Annotated in this window: 15 protein-coding genes; 12 read left to right on the top strand and 3 right to left on the bottom strand. The window is 68.1% G+C overall.

Going from position 1 to position 16,931, the window contains the following annotated elements:
• The first annotated feature begins 77 nt into the window (after positions 1–77).
• Entirely contained in the window at positions 78–2,012 is a 1,935-nt protein-coding gene (locus tag BN3906_RS02565) for a bifunctional ADP-dependent NAD(P)H-hydrate dehydratase/NAD(P)H-hydrate epimerase (RefSeq protein WP_066583698.1), read from the top strand.
• A gap of 57 nt (positions 2,013–2,069) precedes the next feature.
• On the opposite strand, the gene BN3906_RS02560 is transcribed toward BN3906_RS02565, so the two are convergent.
• Positions 2,070–3,578: an LCP family protein gene (locus BN3906_RS02560; protein ID WP_261796809.1), complete on the bottom strand. Its 1,509-nt coding sequence runs from the start codon at positions 3,576–3,578 to the stop codon at positions 2,070–2,072.
• Between the two features lie 517 nt (positions 3,579–4,095).
• Here BN3906_RS02560 and BN3906_RS02555 point away from each other — a divergent pair.
• The 4 genes from BN3906_RS02555 (at position 4,096) to BN3906_RS02540 (ending at position 8,068) form a co-directional block, all read left to right on the top strand.
• Positions 4,096–5,004, top strand: a complete 909-nt coding sequence (locus BN3906_RS02555) for an SDR family oxidoreductase (RefSeq protein WP_066583694.1) — start codon at positions 4,096–4,098, stop codon at positions 5,002–5,004.
• Between the two features lie 150 nt (positions 5,005–5,154).
• Positions 5,155–6,042 carry a glycosyltransferase family 2 protein gene (locus BN3906_RS02550; protein ID WP_187119903.1) on the top strand — a complete coding sequence of 296 codons (888 nt, stop codon included), beginning with the start codon at positions 5,155–5,157 and terminating at the stop codon, positions 6,040–6,042.
• A gap of 99 nt (positions 6,043–6,141) precedes the next feature.
• The gene (manB, locus tag BN3906_RS02545; protein ID WP_066583693.1) at positions 6,142–7,263 is read left to right on the top strand and encodes a mannose-1-phosphate guanylyltransferase; all 1,122 of its coding nucleotides are present in this window, start codon (positions 6,142–6,144) and stop codon (positions 7,261–7,263) included.
• A 499-nt stretch (positions 7,264–7,762) separates the two neighbouring features.
• Positions 7,763–8,068 (top strand): WhiB family transcriptional regulator, encoded by a 306-nt coding sequence (locus BN3906_RS02540; protein ID WP_066585896.1) that lies wholly within the window; start codon positions 7,763–7,765, stop codon positions 8,066–8,068.
• Positions 8,069–8,136: 68 nt separating this feature from the next.
• Here the strand turns inward: BN3906_RS02540 and BN3906_RS02535 are convergent, their stop codons facing one another.
• Complete coding sequence (locus tag BN3906_RS02535; RefSeq protein WP_066583690.1) at positions 8,137–8,646, bottom strand: metallopeptidase family protein; 510 nt, start codon at positions 8,644–8,646, stop codon at positions 8,137–8,139.
• 92 nt (positions 8,647–8,738) lie between these two features.
• Between BN3906_RS02535 and BN3906_RS02530 the strand changes: the two genes are divergently transcribed.
• The 3 genes from BN3906_RS02530 (at position 8,739) to manA (ending at position 11,955) form a co-directional block, all read left to right on the top strand.
• A complete protein-coding gene (locus BN3906_RS02530) occupies positions 8,739–9,218 on the top strand; it encodes a DUF3499 family protein (protein WP_066583687.1) in 480 nt (159 codons plus the stop codon).
• 120 nt (positions 9,219–9,338) lie between these two features.
• On the top strand, positions 9,339–10,727 hold the full coding sequence (locus BN3906_RS02525; protein WP_066583682.1) for a phosphomannomutase/phosphoglucomutase: 1,389 nt from the start codon (positions 9,339–9,341) through the stop codon (positions 10,725–10,727).
• 1 nt (position 10,728) lies between these two features.
• The gene (gene manA, locus BN3906_RS02520; protein WP_174217092.1) at positions 10,729–11,955 is read left to right on the top strand and encodes a mannose-6-phosphate isomerase, class I; all 1,227 of its coding nucleotides are present in this window, start codon (positions 10,729–10,731) and stop codon (positions 11,953–11,955) included.
• 39 nt (positions 11,956–11,994) lie between these two features.
• Here the strand turns inward: manA and BN3906_RS02515 are convergent, their stop codons facing one another.
• Complete coding sequence (locus tag BN3906_RS02515; RefSeq protein ID WP_066583680.1) at positions 11,995–12,882, bottom strand: hypothetical protein; 888 nt, start codon at positions 12,880–12,882, stop codon at positions 11,995–11,997.
• Between the two features lie 578 nt (positions 12,883–13,460).
• Between BN3906_RS02515 and BN3906_RS02510 the strand changes: the two genes are divergently transcribed.
• From BN3906_RS02510 to mtrA, 4 genes are all read left to right on the top strand, one after another.
• Positions 13,461–13,832 carry a DUF4259 domain-containing protein gene (locus tag BN3906_RS02510; RefSeq protein ID WP_066583678.1) on the top strand — a complete coding sequence of 124 codons (372 nt, stop codon included), beginning with the start codon at positions 13,461–13,463 and terminating at the stop codon, positions 13,830–13,832.
• Positions 13,833–13,963: 131 nt separating this feature from the next.
• The gene (gene ahcY, locus BN3906_RS02505; protein ID WP_066585892.1) at positions 13,964–15,481 is read left to right on the top strand and encodes an adenosylhomocysteinase; all 1,518 of its coding nucleotides are present in this window, start codon (positions 13,964–13,966) and stop codon (positions 15,479–15,481) included.
• A gap of 17 nt (positions 15,482–15,498) precedes the next feature.
• Entirely contained in the window at positions 15,499–16,167 is a 669-nt protein-coding gene (locus BN3906_RS02500; RefSeq protein ID WP_066583666.1) for a dTMP kinase, read from the top strand.
• Positions 16,168–16,254: 87 nt separating this feature from the next.
• On the top strand, positions 16,255–16,929 hold the full coding sequence (gene mtrA / locus BN3906_RS02495) for an MtrAB system response regulator MtrA (RefSeq protein WP_066585888.1): 675 nt from the start codon (positions 16,255–16,257) through the stop codon (positions 16,927–16,929).
• The last annotated feature ends 2 nt before the right edge of the window (positions 16,930–16,931 follow it).

Below are 16,931 nucleotides of genomic sequence, written 5' to 3'. Positions count from 1 at the left end.
CCGGGCCGTCGACCGTACGGGGGAGGGGCGTCCCGGTGACGGCATCTGCCCCGTGTACAGGCGGTAGCGTGGGTGCCATGGGCCACGAAGACACCACCCCGACCACCGTCACAGACTCCCCGGAAGACACTTCAGCAGACACCTCCACCGTGTTCACCGTCGACCAGATCCGGCGGGCCGAAGAACCCCTGCTCCATGACCAGGTCAGACCCGATGAACTCATGCAGTCCGCGGCATCCGCAGTCGCTGCCGCCGCCAGACTGATCATGCGACAGTGCCCACCGGTGAAGGACGCCGCACGTGTCCTGCTCGCAGTCGGCTCCGGAGGCAACGGAGGAGACGCCCTGTATGCGGGACGTGACCTCCTTGCAGGAGGACACCAGGTGGACGCCGTACTGCTCGGACGGGACCGACACACCGGGGATGTCCGCGTCCACGACCGGGCCCTCGAGGCGTTCACGGAGGCCGGCGGACACGTCATCGGCTACGCAGACCTGTGGACACGGCGTCCCTGCCCCTACCGCCTGCTCATCGACGGGGTCCTGGGGACTGGCGGGTCCGGGGGAGTGGATCCCCGGACCGCCACCGTCCTCGATTTCGCCGGTAGACGGTTGATTCCCCTGCTGTCCGTCGACGTCCCCTCGGGTACGGACGCGGACACCGGCGCTGACCCCGGGCCCGTCGAAGTCACCGATCCACTGGACGGGCATACCGACCGTGTTCCCGCCCATGCCGTCGCCGATGTCACCGTGACCTTCGGAGGCTGGCGCCGGGTCCACGCCGTCAACCCGCACTGTGGGCAGGTGCTGCTCGCAGACCCGTCACTGGATTCGGGACGGTCGATCGGCGGTGAACTGCAGAAGCTCGACGCCTGGTGGAGCGGAAAGCCGGGTGTCCACATCGGCTTCGCTGCCGTGGAGCCGACGCCCGACCGTCGCGGGCCGACACCGGCCACCGGTGTGGGAGGCTACCTCGAAACCCACGGCGACACCCACGGCGACACCCACGGTGACACGCACGGCCACACGCACGGTGACGGGCACACCTCACCCCTGCTGTCACCCGGCCTGAAGGCGACAGGTCTCTCCGGGCCGACGGAACCGGGTCCGGACGACGACAAGTACACCGGCGGCGTCGTCGGGATCTGCGCAGGATCAGACAGATATCCGGGCGCTGCGGTCCTGGCGACGACCGGGGCTGTACGGGCGACCAGTGCCATGGTCCGCTACGTCGGGACCGGTGCCGCAGAAGTGCTCCGCGCCACTCCCGAGGTCATTGTCTCACCGACCGTGGAGGAGACCGGCCGGGTGCAGGCGTGGGTCGTCGGTCCCGGACGGGGAACCGGGGACGAGGCCGCCGCGGAGCTCGCGGAGCTGCTGGGACGGCAGGAACCCGTGCTCGTCGACGCTGACGCCCTCACACTGCTGGCCGCGCACCCGGACCTGCGTGAGGCACTGATCGCCAGGTCGCCCGGGGACTACTTCCGGGGAGGAACCGACCACCAGACCCTGCTGACCCCCCACGCCGGGGAGTTCCGCAGACTGGCGGCAGCAGTCAACAGGTCTCTGCCCCGGGGGGTTGAGCCGGTACCTGACCCCTCCGAGGGGCGCATCGTGGCAGCAGTCGCCCTGTCACGGGTGATGCACTGTTCGCTGCTGCTCAAGGGCAGGAACACCGTGGTGGTCGACCGGGCGGTCCCCGCGTCGACCGGAGCGGCACCGTGCATCCGGGTGACATGTGTCGACGCCGGGACGTCGTGGGGGGCGACTCCGGGTTCCGGGGATGTGCTGTCCGGGATCACCGGGGCGCTGATGGCGGCCAGCGCCGCGCAGCTGCCCGGTGAGGTCTTCTCTGCCGGTGAGGCGGCGGCACTTCATGCCTCGGCCGCCGCGGTGGCCGCGGAGACTACCGAGGGTTACGCCCCGACGTCGGCGTCGAAGATCGCGGACGCCGTGCCGCGGGCCTGGGCGCGCAGTGGACCGCCGTCGAGGTCACGCCGACGGGTGCGGTGAAGTGAGAGCCGGTTAAGGGGGAACCGGTCAGGACAGCCCGCCGTGGGACGGTTCCGGTCAGTTCACACACATGGGGCCGTCGGTGCCGGCGGAGATGGGTGCCTGCCGGTCCGTCGTGCCGTCCGTGGTTCCGGGCGTTCCTACGGCGTCCTCCGAGCTGGTCGTTCCACCGGTGGTTCCCGTGGTACCGGGGCCGTCGGATCCGGACAGGGTCCGGGTGTCGTCTGCGGTGTCTCCGGGGCCGTCGTAGGTGCCGGACAGGGTGACGCTGATCTGACCGGGTGCCAGGCTGGCATCCTCCACGACCTCGAGGCCACCCAGTTTGCGAGCCAGGTCGCGGGCGGCGGGGTCCGAGGCGTCGGCGACGTTGACCTGGCTCTCGGAGACCCCGGTCTCGGTGTGGTTCCCGACTTCACCGACCGTGAACCCGGCGCCGGCGACCAGGTCACCGACGCGGGTCGCCAGACCGTCGACATTGCCCGCGTTGAGCACCGAGACCGTGGACTCGGCGGGATCGTAGTCAGGGATTTCCTCTTCCGGTGCGGCGGAGGTCTCCGTGGCACCGGACCCGTCGTCACCGAGGAGGGTACGGAAGAAGGCGTGGACCTGGTCGGGATTCACCGTCACCACCGATTCTCCGTAGTCGCCGGTTCCGTCGATGCTGGTGACAGGAATGGTCTGGAAGGTGACGTTGCCCCCGGAGAGGTTCTGCATCTGGGTTGCCAGCCCCATGATGTCCCAGCCTGAGTCGATGGTGACCGACCGTGACACCGCGTCGTTGAGTTTTCCCAGCTGACCGGGGTCGGACAGGGTCCGGGCGCTGAGGATCTTGTTCGCCAGGCTGGCCAGGTACGCCTGCTGGCGGGTGATCCGGTCCAGGTCCCCGCGGGGCAGGTCGTGGCGCTGCCTGACGAAACTCAGGGCGTCTCTGCCGTCAAGTGTCTGTCGTCCCGCCGGGAACTTGGCCCCTGACAGGGGTTCGTCGACAGGGTTGTTGAGACATACATCCACACCCCCGACTGCGTCGGTGAGCAGGACGAACCCCAGGAGACCGACCTCTGCGTAATGGTCCACACTGATTCCGGTGAGGTTGGCGATGGAGCTCACGAGGGCCTCCCTGCCGGCCTGCACCGCTTCCGAGCTGATCCGGGCCTCGTCGGGGGTCTCTCCGGCGGCCGCGGCCTTCTCCGTCAGTTCCTGCTCCCGGTAGAACTTCGTACTGCCGTAGACAGAGTTCAGTTTGACGTTGCCGAGTTCCTCGCCACCGTTGACGTAGGTGTCCCGGGGCAGGGAGACGGCGGTCGCGGAGGAACCGTCGTTGGGGATCCGGATGAGGATCATTGTGTCGGTGCTGGTGGTCTCCTCCTCACCTGCCCGCAGCATGTCAATCTCATCCTGTGACAGGGGGTTGCCTTTGGCGTCCGTGCGGGAGTCGATGCCGACGAGCAGGATGTCGGTGGCACCGTCGGCCTGGTTCCCCAGGTCGAGCCCGCCGGTGGTCGCCAGGTTCCCCGAGAGTCTTCCCACCGCGGAGTACGCGTATCCGCCGCCGACGAGAAGGATCACGGCCAGGACGCTGAGGACGACCTTGACCGGTGTGGAACCGAGCTGACGGTGGTCGTGCGGACCGGAGGACCGCTTCGCCGTCCCGGCCGCCCGTCGCCGGGCGCGGCGGGGACGGTCCGCGGGGGGGGACGCTGCGGCGCCGGCAGCCGCGGGGGCCCGCGCCCCGTTTTCTCTCCTGTGCCCCCCCCCCCCCGGGGGGGCCCCGCGGGGGCAGCTGGGGGGGGGGGGGGTGGCCGTCCCGGATGCGGCGTGGTGTGCGGTCGTCCGGCCGTGCGTGGCGTCCGCGGCCGCCCTGGGACCCGGAAGGTCGGGACGGCCGGTCGGATTCGCTCATTCTTCACCTTTCGGACGCCGCGTCGGCGACGGGCGTCGACGCGTTGCAACGGGGGAGGACCGTGGAGAGCACAGTCAGGCGCAGATTGTACTAGCCCGACCTGCGATGTCCACGTGACGGCCGCCACCGTGTCTCCCCGGCGGAAGACCGGCCGGTACCCCTGCGTCGCTAAGATGGCACGACATGGACACATCCGGATCAGGGGTACCGGTCTTCCCCGCGCAGCAGGGTACGACCGTTGCCGTCGGAGCGGCAGGCCAGGTGGGCCGGGAACTCGTCGCCACCGGAGCAGTGCCGGTGACCAGGAGGGACATGGACCTGCTGGCGTCCCCCCGTGACCTGCGGGAGACGGCACTGCGGTTGTTCGCGTCTGCGGACACGGTGGTCAACGTCGCGGCCTGGACAGCTGTGGACGCCGCCGAAGATCCGGTCAACGCAGCCGCGGTGGAAGGTGTCAACGCGACAGCGCCCGGTATTCTCGCGGCCGCCGCCGCCGAGGTGGGTGCCCGTTTCCTCCATGTCTCGACCGACTACGTGTTCTCCGGCGTCCCGGTTCGGGCGGACAGGCCGTGGCAGGTGGACGACCCCGTGGACCCCGTGAACGTCTACGGTGCGACCAAGGCCGCAGGGGAGGACGCCGTGCGCGCCCACGGGGGAACCGTGGTGCGGACCGCATGGGTGTGGTCCGGGCCGCATGAGCCGGGCCGGGACTTCGTCTCGACGATGGCGGACCTCGCCGCATCGGGCCGGGACCCGCTCGTCGTCGACGACCAGACAGGCAGGCCGACCAGGGCAGGAGACCTGGCCGCCGGTCTGATGGAGCTGTCGCGCCTGACCGGCGAACTGCCCCCCACCCTCCACTACACAGACTCCGGGGAGCCGGTCACCTGGTTCGGATTCGCCCGGGAGGTCTTCCGGCTGCTCGGCCACGATCCGGACCGGGTGGGGGCCTGCGCCAGCGGTGACCGACCGTCTCCGGCGCGCCGTCCGGCATGGTCGGTGCTCGACCTGTCCGACTGGTGCAGGCTCGCCACGGCACCGCCCCCGTGGAGGGATTCCCTGCGGGAGGGGCTGTCGGTCGCAGGGGGGTGACCACCGGCCACACCCGGCCGGGTTGGGCCGTGCCGTCGGCACCGTGGGATAGGGTGGTCGATCGTGGATACGCCGTCAGACAGCTCCCTGAACAAGAATTCGGGCGGGTCCCCGGAAAGTTCCCCGGGCCGGCCCGCCAGACCCCTTGCGGTGATCACCGTGACCTTTTCGCCAGGTGAGTACCTCGCCCGGTTCCTCGACTCCGTGCCCGGTGCGGTGTCTGCCGGAGCGGTCGTTGTCATGGCCGACAACGGATCGACCGACGGCGCCCCCGAGGCTGCCGCCGCCCGGGAGGGTGTGGAGCTGCTGCGGACCGGGGGCAATATCGGCTACGGGGCCGCGATGAACCGGGGAGTCGAGGCGGTGAGGGCACGTCGGGACGCCGGGGAGGTCGACGACGAGTTCGTCCTCATTTCGAACCCGGACGTGGTCTTCACCCCGGGTGCGGTGGACCGGATGATCGAGGCGGCGCGCCGGCATCCGCGTGCCGGGGCCGTCGGGCCGTTGATCCGGGACCCCGACGGTTCGGTGTACCCGTCCGCGCGGGCGGTGCCGACCCTCTTCTCCGGTATCGGCCATGCGCTGCTGGCACCCCTGTGGCCGGGAAACCCGTTCAGCAGAAGGTACCGGGACGACTCCGACATGTCGCACGAGCGGACCTCCGGCTGGCTGTCCGGTTCCTGCCAGCTGCTGCGGTGGGAGGCTTTCGACGAGGTCGGGGGATTCGACGAACGCTACTTCATGTACATGGAGGACGTGGACCTCGGTGACCGTCTCAGCCGCGCCGGCTGGGAGAACATTTTCACCCCCGACGCCGAGATCACCCATGCCCGGGGGCACTCGGCGTCCTCCCATCCCGAGATCACCGTGCCCGCCCACCACGAGTCCGCCTACCGCTTCCAGGCCGACCGTCTGACGGCCCCGTGGCAGGCGCCGGTGCGGCTGGTGCTCCGAGTGGGGCTGAAGGTCCGCGGTGCGGTCATGCTCTTCCTCGCACGTCGTGCACTGCGTTCATCGCGGAGCCGGGGATCCAGCTGAGCGGAGGGTACGCTTTCTCTCATTTGCCCATCTTTCAAGACCGCCGGGGCGGCGGAGTCACCGGCCGTCCCCTCCAGTGAAAAGGACACGACTGTTCCCATGACCGACCGTAGTTCCGGCGCCGTCAGCGCCGGTGACCTCGCCGCGTCCACCGATGCCGTCATACTTGTGGGGGGAAAGGGGACCCGGCTGCGTCCGTTGACGACGTCGGTACCGAAACCCATGCTGCCGGTGGCAGGCTACCCGTTTCTCCAGCATCTCCTCGCCCGGATACGGGAGGCCGGGATGACCCACGTCGTCATGGGCACCTCCTACCGGGCGGAGGTGTTCGAGGAGTACTTCGGTGACGGCAGTGACCTCGGTCTCGACATCGAGTACGTCGTCGAGAAGGACCCTCTGGGAACCGGAGGTGGTATCCGGAACGTCTGCGACCGGCTGCGCCATGACCGGGCGATGGTGTTCAACGGTGACGTGCTGGGGGGTACGGATCTCGGCGCAGTGCTGAGGACCCATGTCGACAATGACGCCGATGTGACACTGCATCTTCTCCGGGTGGCCGATCCCCGTGCCTTCGGCTGCGTACCCACCGACAGCGAGGGAAGGGTGACGGAGTTCCTCGAGAAGACGGAGGATCCGCCGACCGACCAGATCAATGCCGGGTGCTACGTGTTCCGGCGCAGCATCATCGAGGGGATCCCGGAGGGCCGGCCCGTTTCCGTGGAGAGGGAGGTGTTCCCGGCGCTGCTGGAACGGGGTGCCCGGGTGTACGGGCATGTCGACCAGGCCTACTGGCGTGATCTGGGTACCCCTTCGGACTTCATCCGCGGTTCCTCGGACCTGGTGCGCGGGATCGCGCCGTCTCCGCTGATCGAGGGCAGGCACGGTGAGGCACTGGTCGACCCGTCCGCAGCGGTCGCGGGCGGGGCGCTCCTGTTCGGCGGTACCGTGGTGGGTCGCGGGGCCGAGATCGGTGCCGGCGCCAGGGTGGACACCTCCGTGATTCTGGAGGGGGTGGTTGTCGAGGCGGGGGCGACACTGGAACGGTGCGTGATCGCCGCCGGTGCCCGGATCGGTGCCCGGGCCCATCTGGTGGACTCGGTCATTGGGGAGGGGGCTGTCATCGGCGCCCGCTGCGAGCTCGTCGGCGGGTCCGGGTTCGCCAGGGTCTGGCCGGGAGTGCAGATCCCCGACGGAGGGCTCCGGTTCTCCAGCGACATCTGACCCGGCGGTTCAGGGGGCGGAGGCGGAAGGTTCCGAATATTGTGCCCTCCGAGCCGTATTGCGGCCCCCGTGTCCATATATTGTGGTGTGGCTACGCTACCTATTGCATATATCGGTACAATTCTGGACATATTTCCGCTGTCGCCTGTGAGGCGTGTGACAGATGTGGTCAGTGGTGCCGGTGGGCCGACCGTCGAGGCCTCCACCGGTTGAGACTTGTAATTCTGTATGTGTAATCTCTGGTGAGTAGACAACCGGCCGCCGGCCTGCCAACCTGCGCCGGTGACCACGTAGACGGGGAATGAGCAGACGGAGAGGAGGCGGCGTGGACGACAGAGATGATGTCCGCCACGGCGCTGATCCGGGTGATTTCCCCGCATTCCCGGAGCCGGTGTCAGAAGGGGCCACGGCGGTGGATCCGTCGGCGACGGCCGTCACACCGGTGACGGCGTCGGGACGGGCCCGGCGCCGGCGCGATCTTCTGAGGGAAGCCGCCGAAATGTCGGGAGGTGTCGTCGACGGCGCCCCCGTCAACGGATCCGACCTCACCGACGACTTCGACGCCTACTACGACCGTGTCGTCCAGGAGTGGCAGGAGCAGGCGCTGTGCGCCCAGACGGACCCTGAGGCCTTCTTTCCGGAGAAGGGGGGGTCGACCCGGGAGGCGAAGAGAATCTGCCGTGCGTGCAGTGTGCGTGACGAATGTCTCGAATACGCTCTGGAGCATGACGAACGTTTCGGCATCTGGGGAGGGCTCTCCGAACGGGAGAGACGCCGGCTGAAGAAGCGTCTCGGGCAGCTGTAGGCGGAGTGCCGGCCGGAGCTCAGGACCCCGGTCCACCCGCCCCGGCCCGCACCTCCGCGGTGTCCGGCTCAGTCCCAGTCGAAACCCGGGTCAACCAGGTCAGGGGTGACGTTGAGGTAGGTCGCCACCAGACTGGCGATGATGAACCGCAGCCACTGCTCGAGTTCCGCACGGTCAGCCGACCTCTCCTCGACCGGCCGGCGGAAGACGATCAGCCGGGGGCGGGTCGGGTTACCGTCCTCGTCCACCCCCACCGGGACGAGACGGCCCAGGGGCACCGGTCCGTCCGAGGCGACCTCGTCGGACCACTGCGGCACCGAGGCGTCCATCCTCATCCGGGGGATCATGTCCACGGCGATGTCCAGCCCGTCGAGACGACTGCCGAAGCGTTCGAGCACGTCGGCGTACACGTCCAGGACCGCGGCGTCGAACTGCTGGGACCTTGTCCGGTGCCGGGGGAGGTCCGGCATCAGGATCCCGCGCAGGCCCCGGCCACGACGGTCACGACGGGCGGCACGGACCTCACCGAAACCCCGTCCACCGTGCGGCCCGCCCTCTCTACGCGTGGATGCTGTCATGGTCCTGATCCTAACCCCGGGTACTGCGCCACCGGTGTTGCGACAGGCGGCAGGGTGCAGGGTCCGACGCCCCGTCCCGCCCGGGGGCTAAAATGTCGGCTGTGACTGACTACCGACAGTGCTCCCGGCCGGGATGCAGCGCCCCCGCCGTGGCCACGCTCCGCTACAACTACCGGGCCAGCAGGGCGACCGTCACTGTGCTGGGCCCGGCGGGAGACCCGCACAGCTGGGACCTCTGCAGCCGGCACGTGGCCCGGCTCACCGTGCCGGAGGGGTGGGAGCTGGTCCGGCAGGATGTCCCGGCGCCGGGACTTCCGGGGGACGCCGACCTCAGCGACTTCACCGACGAAGAGATGGAGGTCCTGGCTGCCGCCCTCGAGGCGGCCGCTGACGGGGGAGACCGGTTCGGTACCGCTGTCACCGCCCCGACGGATCTGCGCCCTGCGCAACCAGCGGCCCGGATCGTGCGCCGGGAGGACATTCCCCGGCCCACCGGTCACCACCCGTCGCGGGGCAACCTTCCCCGGCACACCCCTCCACGACACCTTCACGCGGTGAAAGACGGTGAGTGACACCCCGGTCCCTGCGCGGGCCCCTGCGAACCGCAGCGGACCCCGGACAGTACCGGTGCAGGCGCAGTCACCGCCCCCGCCAGTTTTCCCTCACCGAATCCCGAACCCCAAGGAGTTCACATGACGTCCTCAGCCCACAGCCCCCGAACCCGGGACGGACTCGCTTCCGTCGTCAAGGCCTATGACGTCCGAGGAGTGGTCGGTGAAGGCATTGACGCCGACCTGGTCCGGGACACCGGAGCAGCCTTCGGCAACCTCATGCGTGCCGAGGGGGCCTCGACCGTCGTCATCGGTCACGACATGCGCCCGAGTTCTCCGGACCTGGCTGACGCCTTCGCCGCCGGCGTGACATCCCAGGGACTGGACGCGGTCCAGCTGGGTCTCACCTCGACAGACGAGCTCTACTACGCGTCCGGTTCCCTTGACTGCCCGGGCGCGATGTTCACCGCCTCCCACAACCCGGCGAAGTACAACGGGATCAAGATGTGCCGTGCAGGTGCCAGGCCCGTGGGACAGGACACCGGTCTGACGGAAATCGTCGACATGCTCGTCGACGGTGTCCCCCCGTACCATGGCGCCGCCGGTACAGTCACGCAGAAGGACGTCCTCGGCGACTACGCCTCCTACCTCAAGAAGCTCGTGCCCCTGGACGGTATCCGTCCGCTCACCGTCACAGTGGACGCGGGCAACGGCATGGGCGGACTGACGGCCCCCGCCGTTCTGGGGACGGAGCCGTCCCTCACCCTCCACGACCTGTACTTCGAACTCGACGGGACCTTCCCCAACCACGAGGCCAACCCCCTTGACCCGAAGAACCTCGTCGACCTCGAGAAGTACACCGTAGAGACCGGGTCCGACATCGGTGTCGCCTTCGACGGGGACGCCGACCGCTGCTTCATCGTCGACGAAAAAGGAGAGGCGGTCAGCCCGTCGGCGATCTGCGCGATGATCGCGGAACGCTACCTTGAGCAGAACCCGGGCGCCACCATCATCCACAACCTCATCACGTCGAAGGCTGTCCCGGAGATCATCCGGGAGCACGGGGGACACCCGGTGCGCACCAGGGTTGGGCACTCCTTCATCAAGGCACGCATGGCCGAGGAACACGCGGTGTTCGGTGGCGAGCATTCCGCCCACTACTACTTCTCGGACTTCTTCAACGCGGATTCGGGCATGATCGCCGCACTGCACGTGCTGGCCACCCTGGGAGCCGGGGACAGGCCGCTGTCGGAGCTGAAGAAGCAGTACTCCCGCTACGAGGCGTCAGGGGAGATCAACTCCCGGGTCGACGACCAGGCGGGCCGCACCGCAGCTGTGGTCCGGGCCTTCGCGGACGAGACCACGTCCACGGACGACCTTGACGGGGTGACGGTCGAGCTCGCCGACGGTTCCTGGTTCAACGTCCGTGCCTCGAACACCGAACCCCTCCTCAGGCTGAACGTGGAGGCGCCGACACGTGCCCGGATCGATGAGATCGTCGCCAAGGCACTCGGGGTGATCCGGGGCTGACATGTCCGACAACTCCGGTACAGCCCCGGCCACCGATTCCGTGATCCGGATCGACGGGACGATCCGCAACTACTCCTGGGGCTCCAGGACGGCACTGGCCGACCTCACCGGGCGACCCCTGCCGACCGAGCACCCCGAGGCGGAGATGTGGTTCGGAGCCCATCCCGCCGCACCCAGCCGCGTCACCGGCACGGACCGGTCACTGCTGGACGTCATCACCGCTGACCCTGACGGCCAGCTCGGTGGACACCGGCGCAGTGACCGTCTGCCGTTCCTTCTGAAACTGCTCGCAGCGGACCAGGCTCTCAGTCTTCAGGCGCATCCGACCCGGCAGCAGGCCCAGGAAGGGTTCGCGAGGGAGAACGCGGCAGGAATCGCGCTGACCGCGCCGAACCGCAACTACCGCGACGACAACCACAAGCCTGAGCTCCTCGTGGCGCTCACTCCCTTCGCGGCGCTGGCAGGATTCCGTCCTCTGCACCTGACCAGGGAACTGCTGGACCATCTGGCCGTGCCGGAGCTGGCGTGGACGACGTCGCTGCTCGGCTCCGGAAGTGACGACGAAGACCTCCGTGCACTGGTCACGACCTGGATCAGTCTCCCCTCCGCCACCAAGAAGCAGCTGGTGAAGGCAGTCGCCGAACGGTGCAGGGGCCTTCTCGCAGAAACCGGCGCGACCCCGGACCGGGACTGGATGCGGGGCCCGGCCTCGGTGGCGGTGGAGCTGGCGGATCAGTACCCGGGTGACTCCGGTGTCCTGATCTCGCTTCTGCTCAACCATGTGGTCCTGCAGCCGGGGCAGGCGATCTTCCTGTCTGCGGGCCAGTTGCACGCCTACGTCCGCGGAACCGGAGTGGAGATCATGGCGAACTCCGACAATGTTCTGCGCGGCGGGCTGACGACAAAACACATCGACGTTCCCGAACTGATGCGGGTGATGGACTTCAGCCCGGTGGCTGACCCCGTGTGTCCACGGGACAGTTCGGGCCGGTTCTCGGTACCGGTGTCAGATTTCGGTCTCCGTGAGATCAGGGGGACGACCCCGGTGACGGTCGACGGGCCCGCAGTGGTCCTGGGTGTCGCGGGTGACACCGACGTGTCGTGGCAGTCGCCGACGGGGGAGAGGTCCGAGGCGCTGCGGCCGGGTCAGGCGGTGTGGGTTCCCGCCGGAGCGGGAACTGTGCAGGTGGCCTCGTCCGGCCGGGGGTTCGTCGCCACCGCCGGCTGATCCGTCCGGACCGGAGACAGGCCGGGGGTATCTCTGAGGTCAGGGTTCCCGGGACTGAGGTTCCTGCTGGTCCGTGGCAGTGCCCGTCTCTGCAGGTGCACCGGCGGTCGTGGAAGCGGCAGCACTGCCCGTGATTTCGGGGATACCGGTCTCAGGGGACTCAGACGGCTCGGCAGACTCAGTGGGCTGTGGAGAGGTACTGTTGTCCGACCCGCCTCCGGCCCCGTCGGTGGAGGTCGGCGTCCCGGAGCTTCCCGGGGTAGAGGGCAGAACCGAGAGGCCCGTCGGGAATCCGGGCAGGGAGGGCAGACCCGTGTCCGGGTCGGTCGGCCACAGGCCCGGGACACCGTCACCACCGTCGCCGTCGGGGTTGTCACGTCCGGTGTCGGCGTCGTCCCCACGGCCTCCGGTGCCGCCGTCCCCGCGTCCCGGAGCTGTACCTGTGCCACCGGGAGAGCTGCCGGAGTCTCCGGGGTAGGCCGGGGCCAGTGTCTGCCCGCCGTTCCAGGCGTTGGGCGGCAGGTAGGGGTCCTCGCTCAGTGGGACCACACCTCCTCCCGAGGGGCCGGGCAGGGCGATGACGGGATCAGGTGTGCCGCTGGGCCTGGGAGCGGTGGTGGTGCGCGACTCCCGGGTGGGCATTCCGGTTCCTGTGGACGCGTCCACGACTTCCCTGCGTTGGACGACCTCACTGCCGGACACGCTGTTGCGCCAGGTGACGACCCCGACGATGACGGCGGCCACGAGTCCCACGACGGCGAATCTCGCCACCAGTCGGTTGCCCCGCCGCGCGGCGAGGGCTTCTGTACGCAGCAGCTCCTCGTGGTGCGCGGTGGTGGCACCGGTGGCATCGCCGGTACCGTGACCGTCGGGGGTTTCGGGGGTCAGGGAGTACCTGCCGTCCGGGGACTGCGGATGATTCGACATGGTCCTCGGTCACGCTCCTTTCGGGGCCGCCACGGGGTTGTGTCCGTGTACAACTGTCCTGCGGTGAGTTGCAGGGGTGGTGGTGAGGGGTGCAGATTGTCCAGGTGGCGGTCCGGGGAGAGGCAGAGGACGCCGGGCACCGGGTGCCGGAACCTGTCAGGGAGTTGGGGAGGTGTTCAGTGGAGAGAAAGGTAACAGAATGGTCACGATATTGCCCACCGTACCACGACCGGCGCGGAACGCATGAACCCGTCCCACGGTTCTCACTGTGATGAAGGTGAATTATTCTGTTCCTGTACTGACAGGCATATGTTTCAGATAGATTCGCGGGACACCGGAGCGGTGTCCCGCGACGGGCAGGGTCCCCCCGCCGCCGCTGAGGTGTCCGGGCGACAGTGTCTGTGCGTCTGCGCGGTCGGTCGGGTGGTCCGGTTGTGCGGTCCGGTTATACGGTCGCCTGCGCGGTAATGTGGGGCGGGTAAACCCCTCCGGGACACGCCACCGGGTCAGTGACAGCAGACCGGGGACCCGCCGGGACAGCATGAGCGGAAAGCACGAGCACAGGAAGGTGGGTGGCGATGAGCAGCTGGGACGAGGCCGTGTTCGCCGACGAGAACAGCGCGGAGTTCCTCGCCGAATGCGATGAACTGGACGGAGCTGACCTGGTCCGGGCGCTGGAGGACGCGTGCACTGTCGCGCTCAACCATGCCGAACCCGGGGACGCCGACCACATGACCGGGTTGTGCGCGGCGACCGTCGCCTCCATCTGGTGCGGGGCACCCTTCACCGCCGCCGAGGTCGCGGACGACCATCCACTGGTGCGCTCCTGGATCGGGGAATGCCCCGACGAACTCCGGGAAGTCGCGCTGCAGCTGCTCGACCGGCATCTCGAAACTCTCGGGGACGGTGCCCCCGACGGTCTCGAGACCTCGGTGGAGGCGTTGGGGTGACCGGTGCCTGAGTCCCCCGTCCGGGGCCGCGGTAGTCTTGACTGGGTTTCCCGGTAATTCTCCGGTTTCGATTCCTGACCACACCCCGTACGGCAGTGGACACTGCCTGCCACGAGAAGGAGTACTCACCCATGGCCGATTCCTCCGTCGGAATTCCCGCCGACCTGACCTTCGATCCGGTAGCCGACCTCACTGTCGACAGTGCCGGAGATCTGCAGTACAAGGTCAGGGACCTCAGTCTCGCAGAGTTCGGCCGCCACCAGATCCGGCTCGCAGAGTACGAGATGCCGGGCCTGATGGAGCTGCGGCGCGAGTATGCGCAGGAACAGCCGCTCGCGGGGGCCCGCATCGCGGGTTCGATCCACATGACCGTGCAGACGGCGGTGCTCATCGAGACCCTCACCGCACTCGGTGCCGAGGTCCGCTGGGCGTCCTGCAACATCTTCTCCACCCAGGACGAGGCTGCCGCAGCTGTGGTGGTCGGTGCCGGGACCCCGGAGGATCCGCAGGGTGCACCGGTGTTCGCGTGGAAGGGCGAGACCCTCGACGAGTACTGGTGGTGCCTGGAGCAGGTCTTCGACTGGGGTGACCGTCTGCCCAACATGATCCTCGACGACGGAGGGGACGCCACCAACGCCGTGATCACCGGATCACAGTTCGAGGGCAACGGCCTGGTCCCGGAGCCCACCTCCGAGGATTCCGACGAGTACCAGGCCTTCCTGCGGATGCTCGCCAGGGTGTACGGCAGGGACGCCACCCGGTGGACCCGTGCGGCGGAGTCGGTGAAGGGGGTCACCGAAGAGACCACCACCGGCGTCCACCGCCTGTACCACTTTGCTGACCAGGGAACACTGCCGTTCCCGGCCATGAACGTGAATGACGCCGTGACAAAGTCCAAGTTCGACAACCGTTACGGCACCCGTCACTCCGTCATCGACGGCATCAACCGTGGTACGGACATGCTGATCGGTGGCAAAGCGGCTCTCGTGTGCGGCTACGGTGACGTAGGCAAGGGCGTCGCCGAGGCCCTCAAGGGCCAGGGGGCCCGGGTGAAGGTCACCGAGGCTGACCCGATCAACGCCCTTCAGGCGCTGATGGACGGTTTCCCCGTGGTCACCGTCGACGACGCCATCGGGGAGGCGGACATCGTCATCACCTCGACCGGCAACCTCGGGATCATCTCCTTCGAGCAGATGCAGCACATGAAGAACCACGCTGTCCTGGGCAATATCGGCCACTTCGACAATGAGATCGACATGGCCTCACTCAACCACCGTCCGGACGTGACCCGGGTCAACATCAAACCCCAGGTTGACGAATTCACCTTCCCTGACGTCAACGGGGACCCGCTGAGCATTGTCGTGCTCTCCGAGGGCCGTCTGCTCAATCTCGGCAACGCGACCGGCCACCCGAGTTTCGTGATGTCCAACTCCTTCGCCGACCAGACCATCGCGCAGATCGAGCTGTTCACCAACGGTGACCGCTACGAGAACAAGGTGTACCGCCTGCCCAAGATCCTTGACGAGAAAGTCGCCCGGATCCATGTGGAGGCACTCGGCGGCAGGCTCACGAAGCTGACCAAGGAACAGGCCGAGTACATCGGTGTCGATGTCGAGGGCCCGTACAAGCCCGAGCACTACCGTTACTAGGCCGGGGTCCGGTCACCGTGATCATCGCCTTTGAAGGTATCGACGGCGCCGGCAAGAACACCGTCGTCACCGCCCTGGAAACAGAACTGATCGCCCGGGAGGTCCCCGTTGCCCGTCTCGCCTTCCCCCGTTACGAGACTTCGGTCCACGCCCGTCTCGCCTCTGCGGCGCTGCACGGTGGCATGGGGGACCTCGTCGACTCCGCCTACGGCATGGCGACACTGTTCGCACTCGACCGGGCGGAGGTCGCCGAGGAGCTCGCAGGATTCGACAGGGACGGTTACGTGGTCCTGCTGGACCGTTGGGTCGCCTCGAATGCGGCATATTCTGCGGCGCGCCTGTCGCAGGACGCCACATCCGGTGGCGCGAGTTCCGAGGTTGTCGCCTGGGTCGAGGACCTCGAATTCCGTGAGCTGGGCGTCCCCGTCCCCGACCTGCAGATCCTCGTCGATGTTCCGGACTCTGTGACAGCGGTCAGGGTCGCCGACCGTGCCTCCCGGGACGCCTCCAGGAGCATGGACGCCTATGAGGCCGACGGGGGGCTGCAGTCCCGGACACTCACCGCCTACCGTGACCTGGCCGCCGCAGAGTGGGGTTCCCCGTGGCTGGTGCTGGACAACAGCGGCGACCGGGCGTCCCTCGACGCCCGGATCGTCGAGCTCGCCGACGCGGTGGCGGAGGACTGAGACCGGTAGTCCGCCGTACGCGGGAGGTAGTGCCGGCATGTGACCTGGCAGTCCCCCGGAGACCTCGGGTGTGACAGACTGTTGACCATGGCTGCCAAGATTCTTGTCGTCGACGACGACCCCGCGATCTCCGAGATGCTGACCATGGTCCTTCAGGGGGAAGGGTTCGAGACGGTCACTGTCGGCGACGGAGCAGAGGCTGTCGAGGCCGCCCGTACCCGGCACCCGGACCTCATCCTGCTGGATCTCATGCTCCCCGGGATGAACGGTGTGGACGTGTGCCGTGCGGTCCGTGACTTCTCCGCTGTCCCGATCGTCATGCTGACCGCCAAGACTGACACGGTCGACGTGGTGCTCGGCCTGGAGTCCGGGGCGGACGACTATGTCCCGAAGCCTTTCAAGCCCAAGGAACTTGTCGCCAGGGTGCGGGCGAGGCTGCGCCGGTCCACCGAGGATGTCCCGGAGAGCGCCCGGGTGGGTGACGTGGTCATCGACTTCGGCGGCCACCAGGTGACACGTGACGGGGTGGTCATTCCCCTGACGCCCATCGAGTTCGAGCTTCTGGCGACGCTGGCCTCCCGCCCCCGTCAGGTGTTCTCCCGTGAGGAGCTGCTCGAGCGGGTGTGGGGCTACCGTAAGAACAGTGACACGCGGCTCGTGAACGTCCACATCCAGAGGCTGCGGTCCAAGGTGGAGAAGGACCCCGACAATCCCACGATCATCCAGACTGTGCGTGGTGTGGGCTACAAGACAGGTGAGTGAGG

It is taken from the genome of Corynebacterium provencense (genome assembly GCA_900049755.1).
GTDB classification, from domain to species: Bacteria; Actinomycetota; Actinomycetes; order Mycobacteriales; family Mycobacteriaceae; genus Corynebacterium; species Corynebacterium neomassiliense.
Note: the sequence above shows the minus strand (reverse complement) of the source record. Positions and strands in the feature narration are given on the sequence as shown.